Below are 24,447 nucleotides of genomic sequence, written 5' to 3'. Positions count from 1 at the left end.
CGTGCGGCCGCGCCCGGCCGGGCGACTACCCTCGCGTCAGGGCTGCTCCCGGTCGCGGCGGGCTCCGGCCCCGCGGGCGCCCCCGGGGACACGACACGCCCGGGCGGGCCGGCGGCGGGCGTCGTCGCCCGCCGCTAGCATGTGGGCGAACGGACGTTCGAGAGGGCGAGGGTGAGGCGCGTGCGCGTGTTGGGGATCGACCCCGGGCTGACCCGGTGCGGTGTCGCCGCCGTCGAGGGCGCCATCGGCCGACCGCTCGCCCTGCTCGGCGCCGACGCCGTGCGCACCAGCCCCGACACCGACCTGCCCCACCGGCTCGTGGGCATCGAGCGCGGCATCGAGGAGTGGCTGGACCGCTACCAGCCCGACGCCGTCGCCGTCGAGCGCGTCTTCGCGCAGCACAACCTCAGCACCGTCATGGGCACCGCCCAGGCCAGCGGCATCGCCCTGGTCTGCGCCGCCCGTCGCGGCCTGCCCGTGGCCATGCACACCCCCAGCGAGGCCAAGGCCGCCATCACCGGCAACGGCCGCGCCGACAAGGCGCAGGTCGGCACGATGGTGGCGCGTATCCTCGGACTCGACGGACCCCCCAAGCCCGCCGACGCGGCCGACGCCGTCGCCCTGGCCATCTGCCACATCTGGCGCGGCGGGGCCCAGGCCCGCGTCGCCCAGGCCCAGCAGGACTTCGCCCGCAAGGTGGAGCTGGCCCGCCGCACCCGCGGCCGCTAGCGCCCCGCCCCCAGGAAGGAGAGGGGCACCGTCCCCGGTGCCCACACCAGATGATCGCGTTCCTCACCGGCCGGGTGGCCGCACGCGGCGCGGGCACCGCCGTCATCGACGTCGGCGGGGTCGGCATGACCGTGCAGTGCACGCCCTCCGCGCTCTCGCGCCTGCACGTGGGCGAGACCGGGACAGTGGCCACCAGCCTCGTCGTGCGCGAGGAGTCCCTGACCCTGTTCGGGTTCGCCGACGACGACGAGAAGCACCTGTTCGAGCAGCTCCAGACCGCCTCCGGCGTCGGTCCCCGCCTGGCCCTGGCCATGCTCTCGGTCCACAGCCCCTCCAGCCTGCGCCACGCCGTGTCCGCCGAGGACACCACCGCCCTCACCCGCGTGCCCGGCATCGGCAAGAAGGGCGCCCAGCGCATCGTCCTGGAACTGCGCGGCAAGCTCGACGCGCCCGTGCTCACCGACGGCACCCTGCCCGGGTCCGAGGCCGCCGGGCCCGGTGGCGAGCCCAACGGCGCCTGGCGCGGACAGGTGGTCTCCGGCCTGGTCAACCTCGGCTGGTCGGCCAAGGACGCCGAGGCCGCCGCCTCCGCCGTGGCGACCGAGGCCGAGCACACCGACGACGTCGCCGTCCTGCTGCGCAGCGCCCTGCGCAGGCTCAGCCGGGCCTAGGAACAGGGAGGAAACCCCGTGTACGATTTCCACGAGGAAGACCCCCGCGGCCCGGCCCCCGCCGGGCCCCCGCCCTACGAGCGCGACGCGGTCTCGCCCGACGCGGGCACGGACGAGCGCCAGATCGAGGGCGCCCTGCGCCCCCGCGCGCTGGACGAGTTCGTCGGCCAGGAACGCGTGCGCGAACAGCTCTCCCTGGTGCTGCACAGCGCCAGGCGGCGCAACCGGGCGCCCGACCACATCCTCATGTCCGGCGGTCCGGGCCTGGGCAAGACCACCCTGGCCATGATCATCGCCGCCGAGATGGGGGCCCCGCTGCGCATCACCTCGGGCCCGGCCATCGAGCGCTCCGGGGACCTGGCCGCGGTGCTCTCCACCCTCCAGGAGGGCGAGGTGCTCTTCCTGGACGAGATCCACCGCATGGCCCGCCCCGCCGAGGAGATGCTCTACGTCGCGATGGAGGACTTCCGGGTCGACGTCGTGGTCGGCAAGGGCCCCGGCGCCACCGCCATCCCGCTGGACATCGCGCCGTTCACCCTGGTCGGGGCGACCACCCGCGCGGGCATGCTGCCCGCGCCCCTGCGCGACCGCTTCGGGTTCACCGCGCACATGGACTTCTACACCCCCGGTGAACTGGAGCTGATCCTTCAGCGCTCGGCGGGCCTGCTCGGCGCGCCCCTGGACGCGGACGCCGCCGTGGAGATCGCCGGGCGCTCGCGCGGCACCCCCCGGATCGCCAACCGGCTGCTGCGCCGGGTGCGCGACTACGCCGAGGTGCGCGGGGACGGGCGGCTGTCGCTGGACACCGCCCGCGCCGCCCTGGAGCTCTACGAGGTGGACGAACTGGGCATGGACCGGCTGGACCGGGCCATCCTCGACGTGCTCATGAGGAGGTTCCGCGGCGGCCCGGTCGGCCTGTCCACGCTGGCGGTGTCAGTGGGGGAGGAGGCCGAGACGGTGGAGACCGTCGCCGAGCCCTTCCTGGTCCGCTCCGGATTCCTGGCCCGCACCCCGCGCGGTCGGGTGGCCACCCCGCAGGCCTGGGCGCACATGGGCCTCACCCCGCCTCCGGACGCGGCCTTCGGCGCGGCGGCGGCCAACGGCGGCACCACGGGTAACTCCGCCCCCGCGGGCAGCGCGGGTCACAACGGAGCGGCGGGCCCCTGACCGGTGCGTCTGACACGCAGCCCCGGTCCGGGCACAATGGGTTCCGGCCGCGCGGATCGGGGACGAACCGTTAACACTCCGATCTCCTCCGGTGGGATGCCGGTGACCCACGCCACGTAAGCTGGGACGAAACAGCCGATACGGGGCACGACTCCGTACGTGTCGTCCGACACCGGTGGAACGACTCGGCCCTCTGGCGCGTTGTACGTGCCGGACAGGCCCGGACCACGCGGTTCGTGCCGATGCGAAGAAGGTGGCCGTCGCGGTGTCCCATCCGACAGCGGTCGGCCACACGACGAAACGTCAGGAAGGACGCCCCCGTGCAGGGCCTTTACCACCTCGCTGCCGAAGGAGAGCCCACCGGTGGGCTCTTCAGCATGCTGTTCCCGTTCCTGCTGATCCTCCTGGTGTTCTGGCTGCTCTTCTGGCGCCCGGCCCAGAAGCGCCGCCAGCAGGAGACGCAGATGCACAACGCCCTGGTCCCCGGTGTCGAGGTGATGACCAAGGCGGGCATCTTCGCCACCGTCGTCGAGATCCACGAGCAGGACGTCCTGCTGGAGATCGCGCCCGGGACCCGAATCCGCATGCTCAAGGCCGGTGTCGGAGAGGTCGTCACCCCGGCCGCCGACGACACGCCGGTGGAGGACCGCCCCGACTTCGGCGACGACGACAAGCCCAAGGGCTAGACGTACCTCCCCGGGCCTCCGCTCCGCCTTGGCCCGCCCGTCGCCCGCCACCGCCCGCCGGGGCGCTCCGCGCCGAAGGGGGCCGGTGCCCCCGGCCGGCGCCGCGCGCGGTACTCTCCCGGTTCGGGCGCCCGGGCCTCATCGGGCCCGCGCCCCGCGCGGTGAGCGGACGGCCCGCGCGCGTTCGACCCCGGTACCGGCCCCCGCGCGGGGGCCGGTACCGCCGTGTCCGGCCGTCCGGACCACGGGTAGCCGCCGCGGCTCCCGCGAGGGCCCCGGCCCCGACAGCACGAGAAACCAGCAGAAGGCCCATCCCACATGCCCGACGACACCGCCACCGCGGCGCCCGTCCCCAGCCCGGAGCTCGTCCGGTCGCACATCCGCGACATTCCCGACTTTCCGCAGCCCGGCGTCCTGTTCAAGGACATCACGCCGCTGCTCAACCACCGGGAGGCCTTCGCCGCCGCCGTGGAGGGCCTCGCCGCGCCCTTCCGCTCCGCGGGGGTGGACCACGTGGTCGGACTGGAGGCGCGCGGGTTCATCTTCGGCGCCCCGGTCGCCATGGCGCTGGGCTCGGGCTTCGTCCCCGCGCGCAAAGCCGGGAAACTGCCCTCACGGACCATCGGTCAGGCCTATGATCTGGAGTACGGTACCGCGACCGTCGAGATCCACGCCGACGCGGTCTCCCCGGGCAGCCGTGTGCTGATCGTGGACGACGTCCTCGCCACCGGCGGCACCGGCAGGGCCGCGGTGGACCTGGTCCGCAAGGCGGGTGGTACGGTCGTGGGATTCTCCGTCCTGATGGAGCTCTCCGCGCTCCGGGGACGGGACAGGGTGCCCGACGTGGAGCTGCACACCCTCCTCACGGTCTGATCCGGCCGACCCGCGCCGCGGCCGACGCCCCTCCCCGCGGGGAATGCGCGACGGCCCGTCATCGTTGACGTACTCCACCACCGGGGGTGAACCCCCGGTGGCCAGTGTCACACCCGCCGCCGGGCGCGGCGGGAGCGGGGAGGCCGAGGCCGTTCCCGGTGGGAACGGCCCCACTAGACTGGTGGGAGAGGTACCGCGGCGGCCACGTCACGACTGGCCCTGATGACACGCACGTGCACCGGTGGAGCCGGGCGGCGCTGACGGCGCCCGCGCGACCGGACGGATCCGCGGGAGGTAGGCATGCCAAGCGAAGTGGTTTCGACCGGGGCGGTACCGACGGGCGAGACGCGGCGGGACGCCTCCCAGGAACCGCGGCCGAACACGCCCCAGGGGCACGCGGACGGCACCGGCGCGCGGGGCGCCACCACAAGTCCACAGGGAGACCGGCCGGAGGGCGCCGCGAACGGAGCGGCGCCCTCCGACGTCTCCGGAGCGGGGGCCACGCGTCAGCCGTCCCCCTCCACCACGCCCTCCACGGTGCGAGTACGCAGAAGGCTCGCCCGACTCGGCGCCCAGCGGGGAGTGACGATGAACCCGGTGCTCGAACCACTGATCAAGACAGTGCGGGCCACCCATCCCAAGGTGGACGTGCGGCTGGTCGAGCGCGCCTACGAGGTCGCGGCCCACCACCACCGCGACCAGAAGCGCAAGAGCGGCGACCCCTACATCACCCACCCGCTCGCCGTAGCCACGATCCTCGCCGAGCTGGGCATGCAGGAGGCCACCCTGGCCGCCGCCCTCCTGCACGACACCGTCGAGGACACCGACTACTCCCTGGGCGACCTGCGCTCGGACTTCGGCGACGAGATCGCCGAGCTGGTCGACGGGGTCACCAAGCTCGACAAGGTCAAGTACGGCGAGGCCACCCAGGCCGAGACCGTGCGCAAGATGGTCGTGGCCATGGCCCGCGACATCCGCGTACTGGTCATCAAGCTGTGCGACCGGCTGCACAACATGCGCACCCTGCGCTACCTGCCCTCCCGCGCCAAACGGGAGAAGAAGGCCCGCGAGACCCTGGAGATCTTCGCCCCCCTCGCCCACCGGCTGGGCATGAACACCATCAAGTGGGAGCTGGAGGACCTGGCCTTCGCCACCCTCTACCCCAAGCGCTTCGACGAGATCGCCCGCCTGGTGTCCGAGCGCGCCCCGCGCCGCGACGTCTACCTCCAGGAGGTCATCGAGGCGGTCTCGGCCGACCTTCGCGAGTCCAAGCTCAAGGCCACCGTGCGCGGACGGCCCAAGCACTACTACTCGATCTACCAGAAGATGATCGCCCGCAACTGCGGCTTCGACGAGATCTACGACCTCATCGCCGTGCGGGTCCTGGTGGACAGCGTCCGCGACTGCTACGCGGCCCTGGGGACCATCCACGCGCGGTGGAACCCGGTGCCCGGCCGGTTCAAGGACTACATCGCGATGCCCAAGTTCAACATGTACCAGTCGCTGCACACGACGGTCATAGGGCCCTCGGGCAACCCGGTCGAGCTCCAGATCCGCACCCGCGCGATGCACCGGCGCGCCGAGTACGGCATCGCCGCGCACTGGAAGTACAAGGAGGACCGGGGCAGCGGGGGCGAGAACAAGCCCCGCGGCAGCTCCGACATGCAGTGGCTGCGCCAGCTCATCGACTGGCAGCAGGAGACCAAGGACCCGGGCGAGTTCCTGGAGTCGCTGCGCTTCGACCTGTCGGTGCAGGAGGTGTTCGTCTTCACCCCGGGCGGCGACGTCATCTCGCTGCCCCAGGGCGCCACCGCCGTGGACTTCGCCTACGCCGTGCACACCGAGGTCGGCCACCGCACCGTGGGCGCCCGCATCAACGGCCGCCTGGTGCCGCTGGAGAACGAGCTCCACAACGGCGAGACGGTGGAGATCCTCACCTCCAAGACGCCCGACGCCGGGCCCAGCCGGGACTGGCTGAACTTCGTCAAGAGCGCCCGGGCGCGCAACAAGATCCGGCACTGGTTCACCAAGGAGCGCCGCGAGGCCGCGATCGAGCAGGGCAAGGACGAGATCGCCAAGGTCATGCGCAAGCAGGAGCTTCCGGTCAAGCGCCTGTTCAGCGGTGAGGCGATCATCGGCCTGGCCAGCGACCTGCGCTACCCGGACGTGGACTCTCTGTACGCGGCGGTGGGGGAGCGCCAGGTCAGCGCCCAGCACGTGGTCGGCAAGCTCGTCGACTCCATGGGCGGCCTGGAGAGCCACACCGAGGACATCGCCGAGTCGGCGCTGCCCACCAAGGCGGCCACCCGCCAGCGCCAGCACGGCAACCCGGGCGTGGTCGTGGAGGGCGACGCCGACGTGTGGGCGCGCCTGTCCAAGTGCTGTACCCCCGTGCCGGGCGACGAGATCGTCGGCTTCGTGACACGGGGCAACGGGGTGTCGGTGCACCGCCGGGACTGCGTGAACACCGCGACGCTGGACACCGACCGCATGGTCAAGGTGGAGTGGTCGCCCACCGAGGACTCGATGTTCCTGGTGGCGCTGCACGTGGAGGCCCTGGACCGGTCCCGGCTGCTGTCCGACATCACGCGGGTGCTGAGCGACCAGCACGTCAACATCCTGTCGGCGACCGTCCAGACCAGCCGCGACCGCGTGGCGCAGAGCCGCTTCACCTTCGAGATGGCCGACCCCGCCCACCTGGGCAGCGTGCTGCGCGCGGTGCGGGGCGTGGACGGCGTCTACGACGTCTTCCGCGTCCGCAGCTGACCCGGCCGCGGGCACGGGGGACACGGCGCTCCCGCCCCGGTGCCGCGGGGCGGCGCGGCCGGGCCCCGGGCGCCCGTGCGGGGAGCCCGGGGCCCGTGCGCGCCGGTCAGATGCGGATCGTGGTCGAGCGCACGATCTCGAACACCGGGTGGCGGTCGGCCTCGGCCGCGAACGCCTCCTCGGGGGCGTCCGGCGGCGTCTCGAAGTACAGGCCCACCACGGCGGAGCGCGGGTGGTCCAGGTACTCCTTGAGCAGCGGGGCGGCCTCCTCTGCCCCCAGTTCGCGCACGCTGATCAGCTCGATCCAGCCGCCCTGGCGCAGCGTCGCGAAGCCGTCCTCGCGCAGGTTGCGGACCCAGTCCACCTCCCCGTAGGGGGAGACCAGGAACCGGCCGCGGTCGCTGTCCAGCACACTGAGCGGGATGGTGCGCAGGAAGCCCGACTTGCGCCCACGCGTGGTGAGCAGGTGCAACTCGGGCAGGCACACCCCGTACTTGACGAAGCCGCTGACGACGGCGTTGGCGGTCCGCCGCAGCCCCGTCATCTCGAACCGCTTCGTCGGCTCGTTCCCCATCTCGGCAACTCCCTCGCTCGGCTGCTTCCCATTCTGGCGGCTGCGCGCGCCCGGCGGCACCGGGGGAGGCGCGCGACCCGCGGCCGGTCCCCGCGGACCGGCCCGGATCAGGGATCCGATCCGGGAACCGGGGAGGCGGCGCCGTTCAGCGGAAGGCCGAGATCCCCGTCACCGACTGGCCGATGCTGAGCGCGTGGATCTCCTCGGTGCCCTCGTAGGTGGCGACCGTCTCCAGGTTCGCCATGTGCCGCATCACCGGATACTCCAGGGTGATGCCGTTGGCTCCGTGCACCGAGCGCGCCGCCGCGGCCACCCGCTGGGCGGCGGCCACGCACGAGAGCTTGCCGAAGCTCACGTGGTTGTGGTGACACCGGCCCTCGTCCTTCAGGCGCCCGATCCGCAGCGCGGTCATGGCCGCCTGGTTGACGTCCACCACCATGTCGGCGAGCTTGCGCTGGGTCAGCTGGAACCCGGCGATCGGCCTGCCGAACTGCTCGCGGCTCAGCGCGTACTCCAGGGCCGCCCCGTAGCAGGCGCGCGCGGCGCCGGCCGCGCCCCACACGATGCCGTAGCGGGCCTCGTTCAGGCACGACAGCGGCGACCCCAGGCCGCGAGACCCCGGCAGCACCGCGTCGGCGGGCAGGCGCACGCCCTCCAGCACCAGTTCGGAGGTGATCGACGCACGCAGGGACAGCTTGCGGTGGATGACGTTGGCCGAGAACCCGGGCGTGTCGGCGGGCACCACGAACCCGCGCACGCCCTCGTCGGTGGCGGCCCACACCACGGCCACGTCGGCGACCGAACCGTTCGTGATCCACATCTTGGTGCCGTCGAGCACCCAGTCGCCCCCGTCCCTGCGGGCGCGGGTGCGCATCGAGCCGGGGTCGGAGCCGGAGTCGGGCTCGGTCAGCCCGAAGCAGCCGATCGCCTCACCTGCGGCCATGCGCGGCAGCCACTCCTGCTTCTGCTCCTCGGAGCCGAACTTGTGGACGGCCGCCATCGCCAGCGAGCCCTGTACCGACACGAAGCTGCGCAGGCCCGAGTCCACGGCCTCCAGCTCGCGGCAGGCCAGACCGTAGGCGACCGCGCTGGATCCGCCGCAGCCGTAACCCTCCAGGTGCATGCCCAGCACCCCGAGGGAGCCGAAGGCCCTGGCCAGCCCGCGCGGGTCGGGCAGGGTGCCCGCCTCGAACCACTCGGCCACGTTCGGCGCCAGCTCGCGCGCCGCGAAGTCGCGCACGGCGTCGCGGACGTCGCGCTCGGTGTCGGTCAGGTCGGCGTCCACCGCCAGGAAGTCGTGCGGGTCCGGGGCGGCGGGTTTGCGGGAGTCGCTCAAGGTGGGTGTCCCTTCGTGGTGCCGACGGCCGGTGCGGCCGTGCGGGATGTGGACGGTGTCCTCGGACCCGGGTGCGGGACCCGGAAGAAGGACGGCGGTCGTCTCGGGGCCGGGTGCGGCGCCCTGACCGGCTCCGGGGCGCGGTCGGGCGGGTCCGGTGCGCCCCGCCCGGTCCTCAGGGCAGGTCGGGTTGCTGGACGGCGCCGCGCGCGACCATCGCGTCCGCGTCGGCCCCGTCCACGCCGAGTTCGGCCAGGACCTGCCGCGAGTGCTGCCCCAGCAGCGGCGGCGCGGAGAGCGGCGGCGGGGTGCCCTCCAGGCGGAACCCCGCGCGGACCTGTTCGATCAGCCCGGCGGTGGGGTGCTCCACGGTGCGCAGGACGTCGTCGCCGCTGGCGTCGGCGGTGCGCAGCGCGTCCAGCACCCCGCGCACCCGCCCCACCGGGACCCCGGCCCCCACCAGCAGCTCCATCCAGTGGTCGGCGGGTCGGGAGCGCAGGGTCGCCGACAGGGCGCCGACCAGCTCCCCGCGGTGCGCCACCCGGCCGGGGTTGGTGGCGTAGCGCGGGTCCGCGCCCAGGTCGGGGCGGTCCAGGGCCGTGCACAGCCGCTGGTACAGGGCGTCGTTCCCGGCGGCGACGACGATCTCGGCGTCCGCGGTCGGAAAGGTCTGGTAGGGCACGATCGTGGTGTGCGCGTTGCCTACCCGGGCGGGTTCGGCCCCCGTCACCAGCGCCTGCTGGGTGAGGTTGACCAGGCCGGAGAGGGTGGAGTTGAGCAGCGACACGCTGATGTTCTCGCCGCGCCCGGTGACGCGGGCCCGCATGAGCGCGCCCAGGATTCCCACGGCGGCGTTGAGTCCGGTGAGCACGTCGGTCAGGGCCACGCCCACCTTGCTCGCCGGTCCCTCCGCGGGCCCCGTGGTGGCCATGAGCCCGCTCTCGGCCTGCACCACGATGTCGAAGCCGGGGCGCGTCGCGGGCTCGTGCTCGGGCCCGAACCCGCTCACCGAGCAGTACACGACGGCCGGGTTGCGGGCGCTGACGGCCTCGTAGCCGAGACCGAGCCGGTCGATGACCCCGGGCCGGAAGTTCTGGACGACCACGTCGGAGGACGCGCACAGCTCCTGGACCGCTGCCAGGCCCCCGGGGTCCTTCAGGTCCACGGCGAGGCTGCGCTTGTTGCGGTTCACCGACAGGAAGTAGGCGGCCTCGCCGTGCCCCTCCGCTCCGGCCTCCCCGGCCCAGGGCGGCCCCCAGGAGCGCGTGTCGTCGCCGCGCCCCGGCTGTTCCACCTTGACCACCTCGGCGCCCATGTCGGCGAGCAGCATGGTGGCGTAGGGGCCGGCCAGCACGCGGGACAGGTCGGCGACGCGCACGCCCGCCAGCGGCAGCGGCGCGGCCCCGGTCGCGCTTCCGGTTCCGGTCCCGGTCGGGGAGCCGGTCCCGCTTCCGTCCCCGGCGCCGGTTCCGGCCCGGGTCCCGGCGGGGCTCCCGTTCGCGAAGAGGTCGTCGGTCACGTCCGCGCCTCCTCCCCGGCCTCGGGGTCCACTGGCAACTGGTCGCCCTCCCTGAGCTGGCCGTAGGTCTCCAGGCAGCGGCGCAGGGCGGTGGTCAGCGCGGCGCCGGACTGGCCCGCGTACCGGGTCTGCACCCGCCGCACCAGTTCGGCGACGTCCCCTGTCACCGACTCCCCCTCGACCAGAGCGCGGAAGAAGTCCCTGGCCAGCTCGGTGAGCAGGGTGGTGTCCGCGGCGACGACGCGCCCGTCTGCGGTGTCCACGGCCAGCACGACGCCGAGCCGCTGGTACTGGGAGTGGCTCGCCACCGAGTCGGGCAGGCGGGCGTAGCCGGACACCAGGACGACCCTGGGATTGCGCAGGACCTGCTGGATACGGTCGTCGCCGTACAAGGTGCACACCTCTCGCTCACGGGCACGCGAAAACTCCGACGCTCTGGAGTCTCGCGCCTGGAGGGCGGCCGGGGGAAACCGGACACCCGCGGCGTGAGGGCAGGCAGGCACAAGTATGTCCCCACCGCGCGCACCGCTGTCAAGCGGCTCGGTGGCCCGGGCCACATCCGGTCCCCCTGCCGCGGGCCGGAGGGCTGTGTTAGTGTGCCTCGCAGGTCACGAGTACCAGCGTCAAGCCCCGGCTAGCTGGTCGGCAACCCTCCTACCGCGGTGGGGTGCCCCGGGTGAGGACCAGGTCCCGACACGACCGTGTCGGACAAGCGCGGACCCCTGAGGCGTTACCGGAGTGACATCTCCGCGGGTCCCACGACCCACAGGAGAGGTGCTTCCATGACCACTGCCGTCCCCGTCCACGCCGCCCGTTCCGCCGAGCCCCCGGCCGACGCCGCCGAGTGCACCGTCGTCACCTCCGACGAGGGCGTCCCCCTGGTCACCGGCGGACGCGTCGAGTACGCCAACTTCGACTACGCGGCCAGCGCCCCGTGTCTGACCCCGGTGGCCGAGGCCCTGTCCGCCGCGCTGCCCTACTACGCCAGCGTGCACCGCGGCGCGGGCCACCACTCCCAGGTCAGCACCGACGCCTACGAGCGCGCCCGCCGCAGCGTCGCCCGCTTCGTGGGCGTGCGCGCACAGCCCGCCGACGCCGTGGTGTTCGTGCGCGGCACCACCGACGCCCTCAACCTGCTGGCCCGCTCGGTGCCCGAGGGCTGCACGGTGGTCGTGTTCGAGTCCGAGCACCACGCCAGCCTGCTGCCGTGGGAGCACCCCGCCGCCCGCGCCGGACGGGTGGTGCGCCTGCCGCTGCCCGCCTCCCCCGAGGACGCGGTGGAGGCCGCGCGCGCCGCGCTGCGCGGGGCCCCCGAGGGCCCGCGCCTGCTGTGCGTGACCGCCGCCTCCAACGTCACCGGCGAGATCTGGCCGGTGGAGGAACTGGTGGAGGCCGCCCACGCCGAGGGCGCCCGCGTGGTCGTGGACGCAGCCCAGTACGTGCCGCACCTGCCCTTCAGCCTGGAGGGGACCGGCGCCGACTACGTCGCCCTGTCCGCCCACAAGCTCTACGCCCCCTTCGGCTCCGGGGTGCTGGCCGGCCGCGCCGACTGGCTGCGCGAGGCCGCGCCCTACCTGTCCGGCGGCGGGGCCACGCGGCTGGTCGGCGAGCACGACGTGGTGTGGAACGACCTGCCCGCGCGGCACGAGGCGGGCAGTCCCAACGTGCTGGGCGCCGTAGCGCTGGCAGCCGCCTGCGACGCCCTCGCCCCCGCCACCCAGGAACTCCTGCACGTGCGCGAGTCGGCGCTGCTGGAGCGGCTGCGCGAGGGGCTGACGGCGGTCGACGGCGTCACCGAGCTGACCCTGTGGGGCGGGGACCACCCGCGGGTGGGCATCGTGTCGTTCACCGTGGACGGCCTGCCCGCCGACCTGCTGGCCGCGGCCCTGTCCGCCGAGTACGGGATCGGGGTGCGCGACGGCCTGTTCTGCGCCCACCCGCTCACCCGGCACCTGCTGCCCCGGGGCCACGGCCAGGCGGTGCGGGCGAGCCTGGGGGTGGGTACCACGCGGGAGCACGTGGACCGCCTCGTCGGCGCGGTCGCCGAACTCGTGGCCCGCGGACCGCGCTGGGAGTACGCCGACTGCGACGGCCGCCTCGCCCCGGTGCCCGACCCCGCGCGGGTGCTCTGACGGCGGTCCCGGGAGCGGGTGCGACGGCTGCTCGGAAGGGTTCGGCCGGGCGCCGCTACAGCTGGCTGTAGCGGCGGTCGGCGGGTGAGCGGGATGTTTCGGCGGGCCGCGCCTCCGTAGCGTCGGAGACGACACGGCGGGCGGTACACCGGCCGTGTCCAGTCACCCACCGAACCCCGGGAGCAGCCGTGTCCGACGACCCCTACCGCATCGACGCTCCGATCGCTGGAGCCCCGTCGTCCTCCGTTCCGCAGTCGTCCCCCGCGCCCTCCCGACCCCGGCGCACACCCGCCCGCCGGGCCCTGCTGGTCCTGCTCGGGGTCGTCCTGGCGGGGACCGCCACGGTCAACGTCGCGCTGTCCCTGCTCGGCCACGAGCTGATCGGGTCGGCCTTCGGACTCGCGGCGCTGGTCTCGCTCGTCGCGCTGGTAGTCCTGGTCCGCGGGGGCGACCGGTGAGCGGAGCGGAGGAGAACGCCACCGCACCGGCCCCCACCGCACCGGGTTCCGCCGGTCCGGACGCCGACGGAGAGGCCGTCCGGCTCACCGACGTCCACCGCGTGTACTCCGACGGCGAGGGCGTCGTCTCCGCCCTGGCCGGGGTGTCGCTGGGGGTGCCCCGCGGTTCCTTCCTCGCCGTCATGGGGCCGTCCGGATCGGGCAAGAGCACCCTGCTCAACTGCGCGTCCGGCATGGACCGCCCCACCTCGGGATCGGTGGCGGTGGGCGGGACCGACGTCGGCTCCCTGCGCGAGCCCCGGCGCACCGAGTTCCGCCGCGAGCGGATCGGCTTCGTGTTCCAGTCCTACAACCTGGTGCCCACGCTCACCGCGGAGGAGAACATCACCCTGCCGCTGCGTCTGGCCGGACGGGCCCCCGACCGGGGCTGGCTGCGCGCGCTCGTCGACCGGACGGGTGTGGGGCGGCGGCTGCGCCACCGGCCCACGGAGCTCTCCGGCGGCCAGCAGCAGCGGATCGCGATCGTGCGCGCCCTGGCCTCCCGGCCCGACATCGTCTTCGCGGACGAACCCACCGGAGCGCTCGACGGCGCGACCGCCGACAGCGTCCTGGGCCTGCTGCGGGAGGTCGTGGACGAACTCGGCCAGACCGTCGTCATGGTGACCCACGACCCCAAGGCCGCCGCCAGGGCGCACGCCACCGCGGTCATGGCCGACGGCCGCCTCGCCGACGTCCTGCGCGCCCCCTCCGCGGCGGACCTGGCCGGACGCCTGGCCTCCCTGGAGACGTCCGGGACGGAGGCCGACCGATGACGGCGACCCCCGGACCGGGTCCGCTCTCCGCACCCGCGTCCGGCCCGGATCCCGTCGGCGGACGCGGCCCCCTCGCGCTGAAGCTGGCGCGCGGCCGTGCCGGAGTGCTGGCCGCCGTCGCCGTCGCGGTCCTGGGCGGATCGGCGTTCGTCACCGTCGGCGGCGTGCTGGCCGACACCGGGCTGCGCTCGTCGGTCCCCGCCGAACGCCTCCGGGGCGCGGACGCCGTGGTCACCGCACCCCAGACGATCGAGCAGGCCGAGGACCTGGACCTGCCCCTGCCCGAGCGGGCCGGACTGCCCGAGGAACTCACCGCCCGGCTGGCCGCGCTGCCCGAGGTCGGCGCCGCCGTCGGAGACGTCGGGTTCCCGGCCGCCGTGCACACCGGGGAAGGGGTCGCCACGGGAGCCGACCCCCGCACCACCGGCCACGGGTGGTCCTCCGCCGCGCTGCTGGAGGACGCCGCCTTGGAGGGGGAGGCGCCGCGAGGGCCCGGGGAGGTGGTCCTGGACTCCGCCACGGCCTCGGCCGCTGGTGCCGGGGTCGGCGACCGGGTGCGGGTCACCGCGGCGGGGCGCACCGGCTACCACCGGATCTCCGGGGTGCTGGACACCGGCGCCACCGTGGTCCTGTTCTCCGACGACACCGCCGCCGACCTGGCCGGGCGCACGGAGGGCCCGCGCGAGGGCACCGTGGACCTGGTGGGCCTGCGCGCCGCGCCCGGCGTGTCGCAGGAGCGGTTCACCGGGGCGGTGGAGGCCCTGACGGGCGAGGACGCGCTCGTGCTGACCGGGGACCGGATCGGCGACGCCGAGTCCCCGGCCGCCGGAGCCGCACGCGGTGTCCTGGTCGCGGTGGCCGGTTCACTCGGCGGAGTCCTGGTGATGACCATCGGCCTGACCGTCGCCGGAGCGCTGTCGGTCTCCGTAGCCGCCCAGCGCCGCGACCTGGCGCTCCTGAGGGCCGTGGGCGCCACGCCCCGGCAGGTACGCCGCCTGGTCGCCGCCCCCAACGTCCTCGTCACCCTGGCGGCCCTGCCCCTCGGCGTGGCCGGCGGCTACCCGCTGGCCGGGGTCGTGCTGGACTGGTTCGCCTCCCTGGGGCTGGTGCCGCCGGGTCTGCCGCCGGTGTTCGGGCCGCTGCCCGCCCTGGCCACGGCGGTGCTGATGGTGCTCGCCGTGTGGCTGGCCTCGCTGGCCGCGGTCGGCCGGACCGCGGCCGCCCCGCCCACCGACGCTCTCGCCGAGTCCGTGGCCGAACCCCGTGTTCCCGGCAGGGCGCGGACCTGGACGGGGGCGGCGCTGCTCCTGGCCTCGGTGGGGGCGTCGGTCCCGGCGCTGGTGCTGGGCGACGAGATGGCGGCGGTCGCCCCGGCCTCGGCCAGCCTGCTCGCGGTGGTCGGGCTGGCCCTGGTCGGCCCCGCACTGCTGCGGGCGGTGAGCGGGGCGCTCGGCCGCCGTCTGCCCGCGCGCTCCTCCGCCCTGACCTGGCTGGCGGTGCGCAACCTGCACGGCCACTCCCACCGGGTGGCGGGCGCGGTCAGCGCGCTGGCGATGCTGGTGGCCTTCGCCCTCAGCCAGGGCTACGTCAACACCACGCTGCTGGCCGCGCAGACGGAGCAGCGCGAGGACGGGGAGCTGGCCGCGATCACGCTGACGGCGCCCGCGCTCGGCGGGCTCCCGCGGGGACTGGCCGAGGCCGTCCGGGAGGACCCGTCCGTCGCCGCGGCCGTCACCGCCACGCCGACCACCCTCGTGTGGACCACCCGGCTGCCGTTCGAGGAGGGGGTGGTGCACCAGGAGACGCCCGCGCTGGTCCTGGGGCCGGGCGCTCCGGATGTCGTCGACGCGGGCGTCACCGAGGGCGACCTGGGCGCGCTGACCGGCGACACCGTCGCGCTGGGCGCGCGGACCGCGCGCTCCCTGGGTGCGCAGACGGGCCAGAGGGTGACGTTCCGGATGGGGGACGGGGCCGAGGTCAGCGCCGAGGTGGTCGCGCTGTACGAGCGCGAGCTCGGCTTCGGCCGGGTCCTGGTCTCGCGGGACCTGGCCCGGGGGCACCTGACCGGTGACCTGCCCGCCGAACTGCGGGTGCTCGCCGAACCCGGGCGGGAGCCCGAGGTCCGCGAGACCCTCGACGGTCTGGCCTCGGCCCGCCCGGGTGTGGAGGTCGCCGACACAGCCCAGGACGCGGCCGGGTCCGGGCTCGCGGCGAACACGGTGCTCAACCTCGTGGTGCTGCTCTGCCTGGCGGGTTACGTGCTGCTCTCGGTGGCCAACCGCCTGTCCGCCCAGACCCTGCGCCGCCGCGCGGAGACGGACGCGCTGCGCGCCGTGGGCGCGACCCCCGCGCAGGTCCGGTCGCTGCTGCGCAGGGAGGCCGCCCTGGTCGCGGTCGGCGCGGTCGTCGCCGGTGTGCTGGCCTCGGCGGTCCCGCTCGCCTTCGCGGGGATGGGGCTCCTGGGTCGCCCGTGGCCCGGCGGCCCGCTCTGGCTGCTGCCCGCCACCGTGCTGGTGGTCGCGGCGGTGTCCTGGCTGTGCGCGGAGCTGCCCGCGCGGAGGCTGACCGCGGACCGGTGACGCGGGGTCCCTCATCGGTCGGGACCGATTCCAGGAAGGCGCGGCCGAGAAGCGCTTTCCGGGACGACCCGGCCGTCTCGTAGGGCTTTCCCTGGAACACGGGGCGGTGACCTGACGGAATCGCGGGGGAGCGGGGCGTGACGCCCGCTCCCCCTCCGCGGGGCCGAGTCCGTTTACCAGAAACACTTGCGCCCCAGGAGTTCTCAAAGGGCGAAATAGGGCGCATAACACCCATGTGTGTGCTGAGGATCACTTTCACAGGAGGTACCATCGGGCCCTGACGGCATGGCGCGACGCTGTCCGGGCCCGACCGGCCCGCCCCGCCGAGCGTCTGCCTCCCGCGAGCGAACCGGCTGGGGGAGCGTGAACGTGACCAACGTCCGAGGGCCCGAGACGGGTCGGCTCACGGCCGTGTTCCGAGGGCGCGGGTCCGTGCCCGTGCCCGGCCAGCGGCCCCGTGTGGTCGACCTGGGAGCCCGCACGGACGGGCGCCCCGACCCCCGGCACGCCGAGCACACCCGCCTGCACCAGGCCTTCTTGGGGCGCGTGGTCGACTACCTGTCCGTCGACGCGGGCGTGCGCCAGTTCGTCGACTGGGGGTGTCCGGTGCCCGGAACAGCCGAGCGCGTGCACGCCGCCGCCCCCGACGCCTCCGTCGTCCACGTCGCCCCGCACGGCGCGGCGGGTATGCTCTCCACCGCCGGGGCCTCCGTGCTCTCCGGCGACGGCTCCGGCACGGACACGCTCCTGCGCCGCCTCGGCACCTCCGGGCTCGTCGACTTCGACGAGCCCGTCGCCGTTCTGATGACCCGCCCCTTCACCGCGGACGACCCGCCCGCCTGGATCGGCGCCCTGCACGCCCTCATGCGCGGGGGCGGCTACCTCGCCCTCACCTCTCCGGCGCCCCGCGCCGCGGTGGAGCGCGCCTTCGACCCCTTCCAGCCCATCGAGCCGGGCGTGGCCGACCTGCGGTGGTGGCCCTACCCGGACGAGGACGTGTCCGACCCCGGCACCGGCGTCCTCGCCGGGCTGGGCCGCGCGCCCGGTCGCCGGGGAGGCGCTCGCGGGTGGCGGTGAACTGGACCGGCGAGGTCCTGGCCCAGCTGCGGTTCTACTGGGACTTCTCCCTGTGGCCCCGCCTGGAGGGGCTCACCGACGAGGAGTTCCACTGGGCTCCGGTGCCCGGCGCCTGGACCGTGCGCGAGGGACCGGACGGGCGCCACCGGCCCGACACGGCCGTCCCCGAACCCGAACCGCCGCCGGTGACCACCATCGCCTGGCGGCTCGGGCACATCGTCGTCGAGGTCCTGGAGGCCCGCGTCAACTGGCACTTCGGCGACCGCACCGCCACACGGGAGAACGCCGACTGGCCCGCGACCGCCGCCGAGGCCCGGCAGCGGCTGCGCCACGCCTACACCGCCTGGACCGCGAATGTCCAGGAGCTGGACGAGAGCGGCCTGGCCGCGCCGGTGGGCGGCGCCGAGGCGCCCCAGTGGGAGGACTTCCCGATGGTCGCCCTCGTGCTCCACGTCAACCGGGAGGTCATCCACCACGCGGCGGAGGTGGCCGCGCTGCGCGACCTGTACCGGGCGCGGTACGGCCGCTGAGCCCAACGGCCGCTCCCGTCGGCCCCCGGGCTCGGGCTGCCCCGGCCGAGGTCCTCGACAGGTTCCCTGCCGCGACGACCGCCCGCCCCCGAGGCGCCCCGCCACGGGTACAGGGGAACCGCGGGCCGTGTCCCGTGCTCCACGCCGGTGGTGCTTTCGGCCCGACACGCCTAGACCACGTGCAGCGGATCCATCCGCACCTGCGCCAGGTGCTCGTCGCGGCGCGCGCTGCGCGCCGAGGCCGCCACCTTGAGCGACCGGGACAGCGCGCCCACCCCGGCCCGGGGCACCCGCAGCAGCGCCCGCTCGGTGGGGTGGGCGCCGTCCGGGCCGACCGCCCGGTCCGCGCCCACCGGCACCGGCCCCAGGAGTTCGGCGCCCTCGGGCAGTTCGATCTGGTCGAGCAGTTCGCGCACGTGCTCGGGAGCGCCGGTGACCGAGGCCATCGCCACCGCTGGGGGGAATCCCAGCTCGCGGCGCTCGGCCAGCTCGCGCTCGGCGAAGCCCGTCGGGTCCCACCGCACGAACGACTGCACCACCGGCAGCGAGGCGTCGGCCGACACCACCACCGTGCCGCCCGGCCGCACCAGGGCACCCGCGTTCAGCCAGCGACGCAGGGCCTCCTCCGAGGCGCGCAGGTCCATCCGGTTCAGCAGCGCCCAGCCGTCCAGCAGGACCGCCGCCGCGTACCCGTTGTCGGCCACCGGTTCGGCTCCCGGGGTGGCCACCACCAGCGACGGCGCGTCCGCCACCCGCGACAGCACCTCCTCGCGGCCCGAGGTGCGCACGGTCAGAGAGGGGAACGCCCGGCCCAGCTCCTCTGCGGTGCGGCGGGCCCCCACCACCACGGCGCGCATGCGGGTGACACCGCACTCCGGGCACGCCCACTGCCCGGCGACCCGGCCGCACCAGCCGCACGAGGGCATGGCGTGCGAACCGCGCACGGCCAGCGGACCCCGGCAGGAGTCGCAGCGCGCGGGCTCGCGGCACCCGGCGCAGGCCAGCGTGTTCAGGTAGCCCCGGCGCGGAACCTGGAAGAGCACCGGACCGGTCCGCGCGGCCTCGCGGGCCGCGCGCAGGGCCACGCTCGGCATCCGCGCCGACCGCGCCGCCTCGTCGCGGGCCAGCTCCCGGTCGTCCCCGGCCGCCCGGACCACGGGCGCGCGGCGGCGCAGGGTCGCCCGGTCGGCGGTCAGCGGATGCGCCCACCCCGACTCCACCAGCAGCTGGGCGTCGGTGGTGCGCGTGTGCCCGCCGATCAGGGCACCGGCCCCGGCGCGGTGCGCGCGTATCGACAGCACCGTGCGCGCGTGCGGGTAGGGGGAGTGCGGGTCGGCGTGCACATCGTCGCCGTCGTCCCACAGCACCACCAGCCCCAGGTCGCGCACCGGCGCGAACACCGCCGCGCGCGTGCCGACCACGACCCGGACCCCGCCGCGCAGCACCGACAGCCAGCGCCGGTAGCGCTCGGCCGGGCCGAGGTCGGCGGTGAGCGACGCGTACCGGCCCCCTCCCAGACGCTGTTCCAGGGCCCGGGCGACGGCCTGCACGTCACGGCCGTCGGGCACCACGATCACGGTGCCGCGCCCGGCGGCCAGGGTCTGGGCGGCGGCGGTCGCCACCGCGTCCGCCCACCCGGCGCCGGGCAGGGCGTTCCACACCGCGCGGGCGGGCTGGCCCGCGCGCAGTGCGCGCACGAACGAGGGGCCCTCGGGGTAGTCCGCCCAGGGGCCGGGGTCGGGGTCCGCCCCGGTGGCATCCTGTGCCGCTTCCGCGCCGGAGGGCGCGTCCGTCTCGGTTGCGGACACCCGTGGGGCGTCGGCGGCGTTCGGCGCGGTGTCGGGGTCCGCCCCGGGCTGAGCGTCGTGCGGGACCGCCTCGGGCGGGGCGCCCTCCGGGGCGGTCCCGGTCGCCGCCGTCTGCGGAGGCGTGTCGGACCCCGCTGTCTCCGTATCCGCGCCGACCCCGGTCGCCTCCGCAGACGCATCGGCCTCCGCTGCCTCTGCCTCCGCGGCCTTGGCCGCCTCCTTCTCCACGCGGGCGTGGCGGGGCGGTACCGCCAGGCGCAGCACGTCGCTCAGCGTGCCCGCGTAGCGGTCGGCGACCGCGCGGGCCAGCCCCAGGATCTCGGGGGTGAGCACGGGTTCGGGGGAGACCACCGCCTCCAGGTACGCCAGCCGCCCCGAGAACTCCGAGGTCTCCACCCGTTCGGCCAGGAAGCCGCCCAGCTGGCGGTTGTTGAACCGCACCTTCACCCGGCAGCCGGGCACCGCCGCCTCATCCATGTCGGCGGGCACCCGGTAGTCGAAGTACCGGTCCAGGTGGGGCAGCGGGGTGTCCACGACCACGCGCGCGACGGGCAGCCGCTCGGCGGGCCCGCGTGGGGCCGGGCGGCGGGACCTGCTTGCCGCCCGAGCCGTGGCCTTCTCCTGTTCCGGAAGGTCGAAGAGGACCCCGTCGGGCTGACCGGGCTGCGCTGTCATCCCCCTCTGTCTACCAGAACCGTGCGACACCGCCCCGTGCACCGGGCGGCGCGGCCCGGCGCCACTGGTAGAACTGGGGAACCGACAGACCTCGGTGGAGGGGAACCCACGTTGAAGCTTGTCTTTGCCGGAACACCGCAGGTGGCGGTACCGTCCCTGCGCGCACTGATCGACTCCGGCCACGAGGTCGCCGCCGTGGTCACCCGTCCCGACGCCCGCTCCGGGCGCGGCCGGAAGGTCTCCGCCAGCCCGGTCGGCGAACTCGCCGAGAGCGAGGGCATCGAGGTCCTCAAGCCCGCCAAGGCGGGCGACCCCGAGTTCCTGGAGCGGCTGGCGCGGATCGCCCCCGACTGCTGTCCCGTGGTCGCCTACGGCGCCCTGCTGCCCCAGTCCGCGCTCGACATCCCCCGCCACGGCTGGGTCAACCTGCACTTCTCCCTGCTCCCCGCGTGGCGCGGCGCCGCCCCCGTCCAGCACGCGGTCCTGCACGGCGACGACATCACCGGCGCGTCCACCTTCCGGATCGTCAAGGAACTCGACGCCGGTCCCGTCTACGGCACCCTCACCGAGACCGTGCGCCCCACCGACACCAGCGGTGAACTCCTCGACCGGCTCTCCGTCTCCGGCGCCGAACTCCTCGTCCGCACGATCGACGGCATCGCCGCCGACCGCCTCAGCCCGGTCGAGCAGCCCGCCGACGGAATCTCCTACGCGTCCAAGCTCACTCCCGAGGACGCCGAACTCGACTTCACCGCCCCCGCCCTGCGCGTGGACCGCACGGCCCGAGCCTGCACCCCCGCCCCGGGCGCCTGGACCACCTTCCGCGGCGGCCGGCTCAAGGTGGGGCCGGTCACCCCCCTCACCGACGCCGACACACCCGCGCTCGACCCCGGCCAGCTGCACGCCGACAAGAAGCGGGTCCTGGTCGGGACCGCCACCCACCCGGTCGTCCTGGGCGAGGTGCAGCCGCAGGGCAAGCGCGCCATGGCCGCGGTCGACTGGGCGCGCGGCGTGCGCCCCGGCGACGAGGACCGCCTGGGGCGCTGAGCTGCCGTAGTCTCGACCTGGCGGGTGAACCCGCCGGTCCCGTCCCCGGTTTGTTGAGGCAGCACACGTTGAGCGAGCAGTCCCGATCCCCGTACCGCCGTCCCCGCCGCGGCGGGAAGCCCGCGCGGGGCGGCGGCCGGAGCGGGGACGGACAGTCCCGGCCCCGCGACCCCGCACGCCGCGTCGCCTACGACGTGCTGCGCGCGGTGGGCCAGCGCGACGCCTACGCCAACCTGCTGCTGCCCGCCCTGCTCAGCGAACGCGGCATCAGCGGCCGCGACGCGGCCCTGGCCACCGAGCTGACCTACGGGACCCTGCGCCTCCAGGGCACCTACGACGCGATCCTGGAGGCCTGCGTGGACCGCACGCTCGCCTCCGTGGACACCGAGGCGCTGCCGCTGCTGCGCCTTGGCGCCCACCAGCTGCTGTCCACCAAGATCCCGCCGCACGCCGCGGTCAGCGCCACCGTGGACCTGGCCCGCCGGGTCGTGGGCCACCACCGCGGCCGGTTCGTCAACGCCGTCCTGCGCAGGGTCTCCGCCCGCGACCTGGACGCGTGGACGGCCGTGGTCGCCCCCGACCGCGCCACCGACCCCAGCGGATACCTGTCGGTCGTGCACAGCCACCCGCGCTGGATGGTCAAGGAGCTGGCCCGGGCGCTGGGGGAGCGGTCCGCCGACGGGCTGGTCGAGACCGAGCGCCTGCTCGCCGCGCACAACGAGCGCCCCCGCGTGACCCTAGTGGCCAAGCCGGGCCGCGCCACCGTCGCCGATCTGGTGGCCGCCGGCGCCGAGGAGGCCCGCTACTCGCCGTTCGCCGCCTACCTGCCCGAGGGCGACCCGGCGGCGATCCGCGAGGTGCACCAGAACCGGGCCGCGGTGCAGGACGAGGCCAGTCAGCTGGTCGCCCTCGCCCTGACCAGGGTGGACGCCCACGGGAACGACGCGCGCTGGCTCGACATGTGCGCGGGACCGGGCGGCAAGGCCGGTCTGCTGGCCTCCCTGGCCGGTCAGCGCGACGCCCGCCTGCTGGCCGCCGAGGTGCAGCCCGCGCGGGCCGGACTGGTCGCGGGCGCGGTGCGCCGCTCCCCGCGCGACGCGGGCCGGGTCGTGGTCGCCGACGGAACCAGGCCAGCCTGGCGGCCGGGGGCCTTCGACCGGGTGCTGGTGGACGCGCCGTGCACGGGTCTGGGCGCGCTGCGCCGACGCCCGGAGTCGCGCTGGCGGCGCACCGAGGGCTCGGCCGCCGAGCTGGCGCCGCTCCAGCACGACCTGCTGACGAGCGCGGTCGAGGCGGTGCGCCCCGGCGGAGTGGTCGCCTACGTCACCTGCTCGCCGCACCTGGACGAGACCGACGGGATCGTCCGCCGGGTGCTCGCCGCGCGCGACGACCTCACGCTGCTGCGCGCCGCCGACTACCTGGACGGGGTGCCCGACCTCGCGGCCGGTCCGGAGGGAAGGTACGTCCAGTTCTGGCCGCACGTGCACGGGACCGACGCGATGTTCCTGGCGCTGCTGCGCAGGTCCGAGCAGTCCTAGGTCCGAGCGGCCCTGAAGCCGTGGGGGCCGCTCGCGCGGCGGTCCCCTCACCGTCCCGGGCCGGGGGAGTCCCCTGGCCGTCCACAGGAGGAGATCCGGGGTGGGCCGGAGCGGGACGGCCGGTCACACTGGAACACGGGGGCGTGTCACCGCGCCTACGGACGCCCGCGGCGCCCCCGACACCAGAGTAGGGATCTGCGCGCCCTTCCGCAGGGCCCTGTGGACGACCCGTCCGGGGCGGCGGGGCGCTCATCGTCCTCGTTCGTGTTCGGCGGTGTCCGCTGCCGACCGAGGTGTCCGCTACCTAGGGGGTCCTTCGCCCTCCGGTCCGGAAGCGGTGGTGTCCGCTGCCGACGGCGGCGCGGGCTCGGGTACCGGAGGCGGCGCGGACCCCGGCGGAGGTGCGGATTCCGGGGGCGGCGGCACGGGCACCGGAGGCTCGGCCTCCGAAGGGGCGGGCGCGGGCGCCGGTGGCATGCTCGCGCGCAGGCGCAGGGTCAGCCGCTCGCCCAGCTCCCCGCTGAACACCCCCTCGTGCGCGACCCCCACCCGGTCGGCCAGCTCCACCGAGTGCAGGCGCACGACGGCCTCCACCAGCGTGGCGTAGTTCCCGGTCGCGGACCGGGCGCGCACCCACGCGATCCCCGCGACGGCCGCCGCGACGAGCGCGGCCGGCCACCACCACACGGCCAGCGGCAGGTACAGCAGCGCCCACGCCGTCAGCCCGGTGGCGAGGGCCAGGTCCTCGCGGGCCGCGGTGACCTCCACGCGCTCCTCCTCCGGCAGGACCAGCCACAGGTGCGGCCACAGCACGGGCAGGTCCGCGCGGTGGTCGCGGGCCAGCCGCGTGCGCACGGCCGCGATCCGGTCGCCGCACCAGGTGGGGCGTTCCGGCCGCTCGGGGGAGATCCTCGCCATGCGGTCGTAGGCCTTCGCGAACGCCTCCTCCCCGCCGCCGCTCCGCGCCCGCCGGACTTCCCCGCCCCGTCTCCGCGCCCGCTCCGCCTCCTCGCTCCGGCTCCGCGCCCGTGCAGTCCCCTCGCTCCGCTCCGCCTCCGCTCCCCCACCGCGCGCCCGCTCGACCTCCCCGCGCAGCCGGTCCCACCGCGCGCGGCGCGAGCGCACCCACCGCCCGGTCCAGCCGCGCAGCGGCGGCGGCCACCGCTCCCAGTCCGCGGCGGTCCACAGGCGCTCGACCAGCCAGCCCAACCCTCGGGCGACCAGGCCCACGGCGGTGCTCCCGGCCAGCACGGCGGCCAGCACCAGGGCCTGACCGCCGAAGGTGTCCACTCGCGGATCCGCGGCCCATCCGGTGACACGCTCGGCCAGGTGCCCCGCGTCCCACGCCCCGGACCAGCCCAGGGCGTAGGCGGCGGTTGCGACCGCCAGGTAGAGGGCGCCGGGCAGCGCCAGGGTGCTGACCCACCTCTCGGTCAGCCTGCGGCCCAGTTCCGCCCACAGGTCGCCCAC

At 75.3% G+C, this 24,447-nt stretch carries 20 protein-coding genes and 1 riboswitch; of the genes, 14 read left to right on the top strand and 6 right to left on the bottom strand.

Annotated elements, in window-relative coordinates; translation table 11 throughout:
• The first annotated feature begins 180 nt into the window (after positions 1-180).
• The 6 genes from ruvC to KGD83_RS21400 all read left to right on the top strand — a co-directional run bounded on the left by ruvC (position 181) and on the right by KGD83_RS21400 (position 6,892).
• Positions 181-729, top strand: coding sequence for a crossover junction endodeoxyribonuclease RuvC (ruvC, locus tag KGD83_RS21425; protein ID WP_212640868.1), 549 nt, complete (start codon positions 181-183; stop codon positions 727-729).
• A gap of 50 nt (positions 730-779) precedes the next feature.
• A complete protein-coding gene (ruvA, locus tag KGD83_RS21420) occupies positions 780-1,400 on the top strand; it encodes a Holliday junction branch migration protein RuvA (RefSeq protein WP_212640867.1) in 621 nt (206 codons plus the stop codon).
• Between the two features lie 18 nt (positions 1,401-1,418).
• The gene (gene ruvB / locus KGD83_RS21415) at positions 1,419-2,567 is read left to right on the top strand and encodes a Holliday junction branch migration DNA helicase RuvB (RefSeq protein ID WP_212640866.1); all 1,149 of its coding nucleotides are present in this window, start codon (positions 1,419-1,421) and stop codon (positions 2,565-2,567) included.
• 320 nt (positions 2,568-2,887) lie between these two features.
• The gene (yajC, locus tag KGD83_RS21410) at positions 2,888-3,253 is read left to right on the top strand and encodes a preprotein translocase subunit YajC (protein ID WP_249351987.1); all 366 of its coding nucleotides are present in this window, start codon (positions 2,888-2,890) and stop codon (positions 3,251-3,253) included.
• A 318-nt stretch (positions 3,254-3,571) separates the two neighbouring features.
• Positions 3,572-4,126, top strand: coding sequence for an adenine phosphoribosyltransferase (locus KGD83_RS21405; protein ID WP_212640865.1), 555 nt, complete (start codon positions 3,572-3,574; stop codon positions 4,124-4,126).
• A 588-nt stretch (positions 4,127-4,714) separates the two neighbouring features.
• On the top strand, positions 4,715-6,892 hold the full coding sequence (locus KGD83_RS21400; protein ID WP_212640864.1) for a RelA/SpoT family protein: 2,178 nt from the start codon (positions 4,715-4,717) through the stop codon (positions 6,890-6,892).
• 106 nt (positions 6,893-6,998) lie between these two features.
• Here the strand turns inward: KGD83_RS21400 and KGD83_RS21395 are convergent, their stop codons facing one another.
• The 4 genes from KGD83_RS21395 to KGD83_RS21380 form a co-directional block, all read right to left on the bottom strand.
• Positions 6,999-7,466 (bottom strand): nitroreductase/quinone reductase family protein, encoded by a 468-nt coding sequence (locus KGD83_RS21395; protein ID WP_212640863.1) that lies wholly within the window; start codon positions 7,464-7,466, stop codon positions 6,999-7,001.
• 145 nt (positions 7,467-7,611) lie between these two features.
• Positions 7,612-8,802, bottom strand: coding sequence for an acyl-CoA dehydrogenase family protein (locus tag KGD83_RS21390; protein ID WP_212640862.1), 1,191 nt, complete (start codon positions 8,800-8,802; stop codon positions 7,612-7,614).
• A gap of 175 nt (positions 8,803-8,977) precedes the next feature.
• Positions 8,978-10,321, bottom strand: coding sequence for a CaiB/BaiF CoA transferase family protein (locus KGD83_RS21385; RefSeq protein ID WP_212640861.1), 1,344 nt, complete (start codon positions 10,319-10,321; stop codon positions 8,978-8,980).
• Positions 10,318-10,713 (bottom strand): DUF3870 domain-containing protein, encoded by a 396-nt coding sequence (locus KGD83_RS21380; protein WP_212640860.1) that lies wholly within the window; start codon positions 10,711-10,713, stop codon positions 10,318-10,320. Before KGD83_RS21380 ends, KGD83_RS21385 begins: the two co-directional genes overlap by 4 nt.
• Positions 10,714-10,927: 214 nt before the next feature.
• Positions 10,928-11,042: riboswitch (SAM riboswitch) on the top strand.
• Positions 11,043-11,103: 61 nt separating this feature from the next.
• On the opposite strand from KGD83_RS21380, the gene KGD83_RS21375 reads away from it, so the two are divergent.
• From KGD83_RS21375 to KGD83_RS21350, 6 genes are all read left to right on the top strand, one after another.
• Positions 11,104-12,453: an aminotransferase class V-fold PLP-dependent enzyme gene (locus KGD83_RS21375; RefSeq protein ID WP_212640859.1), complete on the top strand. Its 1,350-nt coding sequence runs from the start codon at positions 11,104-11,106 to the stop codon at positions 12,451-12,453.
• Positions 12,454-12,641: 188 nt separating this feature from the next.
• A complete protein-coding gene (locus tag KGD83_RS21370; protein WP_212640858.1) occupies positions 12,642-12,911 on the top strand; it encodes a hypothetical protein in 270 nt (89 codons plus the stop codon).
• Positions 12,908-13,723: an ABC transporter ATP-binding protein gene (locus KGD83_RS21365; RefSeq protein ID WP_212640857.1), complete on the top strand. Its 816-nt coding sequence runs from the start codon at positions 12,908-12,910 to the stop codon at positions 13,721-13,723. The genes KGD83_RS21370 and KGD83_RS21365 overlap by 4 nt, the downstream gene beginning before the upstream one ends.
• Positions 13,720-16,302 carry an ABC transporter permease gene (locus KGD83_RS21360; RefSeq protein WP_212640856.1) on the top strand — a complete coding sequence of 861 codons (2,583 nt, stop codon included), beginning with the start codon at positions 13,720-13,722 and terminating at the stop codon, positions 16,300-16,302. The genes KGD83_RS21365 and KGD83_RS21360 overlap by 4 nt, the downstream gene beginning before the upstream one ends.
• Before the next feature lie 369 nt (positions 16,303-16,671).
• On the top strand, positions 16,672-17,379 hold the full coding sequence (locus tag KGD83_RS21355) for an SAM-dependent methyltransferase (protein WP_212640855.1): 708 nt from the start codon (positions 16,672-16,674) through the stop codon (positions 17,377-17,379).
• Entirely contained in the window at positions 17,370-17,909 is a 540-nt protein-coding gene (locus tag KGD83_RS21350) for a DinB family protein (protein WP_212640854.1), read from the top strand. The genes KGD83_RS21355 and KGD83_RS21350 overlap by 10 nt, the downstream gene beginning before the upstream one ends.
• 170 nt (positions 17,910-18,079) lie before the next feature.
• On the opposite strand, the gene KGD83_RS21345 is transcribed toward KGD83_RS21350, so the two are convergent.
• Positions 18,080-20,392, bottom strand: coding sequence for a primosomal protein N' (locus KGD83_RS21345; RefSeq protein WP_212640853.1), 2,313 nt, complete (start codon positions 20,390-20,392; stop codon positions 18,080-18,082).
• 111 nt (positions 20,393-20,503) lie between these two features.
• Here KGD83_RS21345 and fmt point away from each other — a divergent pair, with 111 nt between their 5' ends.
• Both fmt and KGD83_RS21335 read left to right on the top strand, forming a co-directional pair.
• The gene (gene fmt, locus KGD83_RS21340; protein WP_212640852.1) at positions 20,504-21,439 is read left to right on the top strand and encodes a methionyl-tRNA formyltransferase; all 936 of its coding nucleotides are present in this window, start codon (positions 20,504-20,506) and stop codon (positions 21,437-21,439) included.
• 68 nt (positions 21,440-21,507) lie between these two features.
• The gene (locus tag KGD83_RS21335) at positions 21,508-22,977 is read left to right on the top strand and encodes an RsmB/NOP family class I SAM-dependent RNA methyltransferase (RefSeq protein WP_212640851.1); all 1,470 of its coding nucleotides are present in this window, start codon (positions 21,508-21,510) and stop codon (positions 22,975-22,977) included.
• A gap of 300 nt (positions 22,978-23,277) precedes the next feature.
• On the opposite strand, the gene KGD83_RS21330 is transcribed toward KGD83_RS21335, so the two are convergent.
• Positions 23,278-24,447 (bottom strand): hypothetical protein, encoded by a 1,170-nt coding sequence (locus KGD83_RS21330; protein ID WP_212640850.1) that lies wholly within the window; start codon positions 24,445-24,447, stop codon positions 23,278-23,280.

It is taken from the genome of Nocardiopsis akebiae (assembly GCF_018316795.1).
GTDB lineage: Bacteria > Actinomycetota > Actinomycetes > Streptosporangiales > Streptosporangiaceae > Nocardiopsis > Nocardiopsis dassonvillei.
This window is presented reverse-complemented; position numbering and strand designations above follow the sequence as displayed.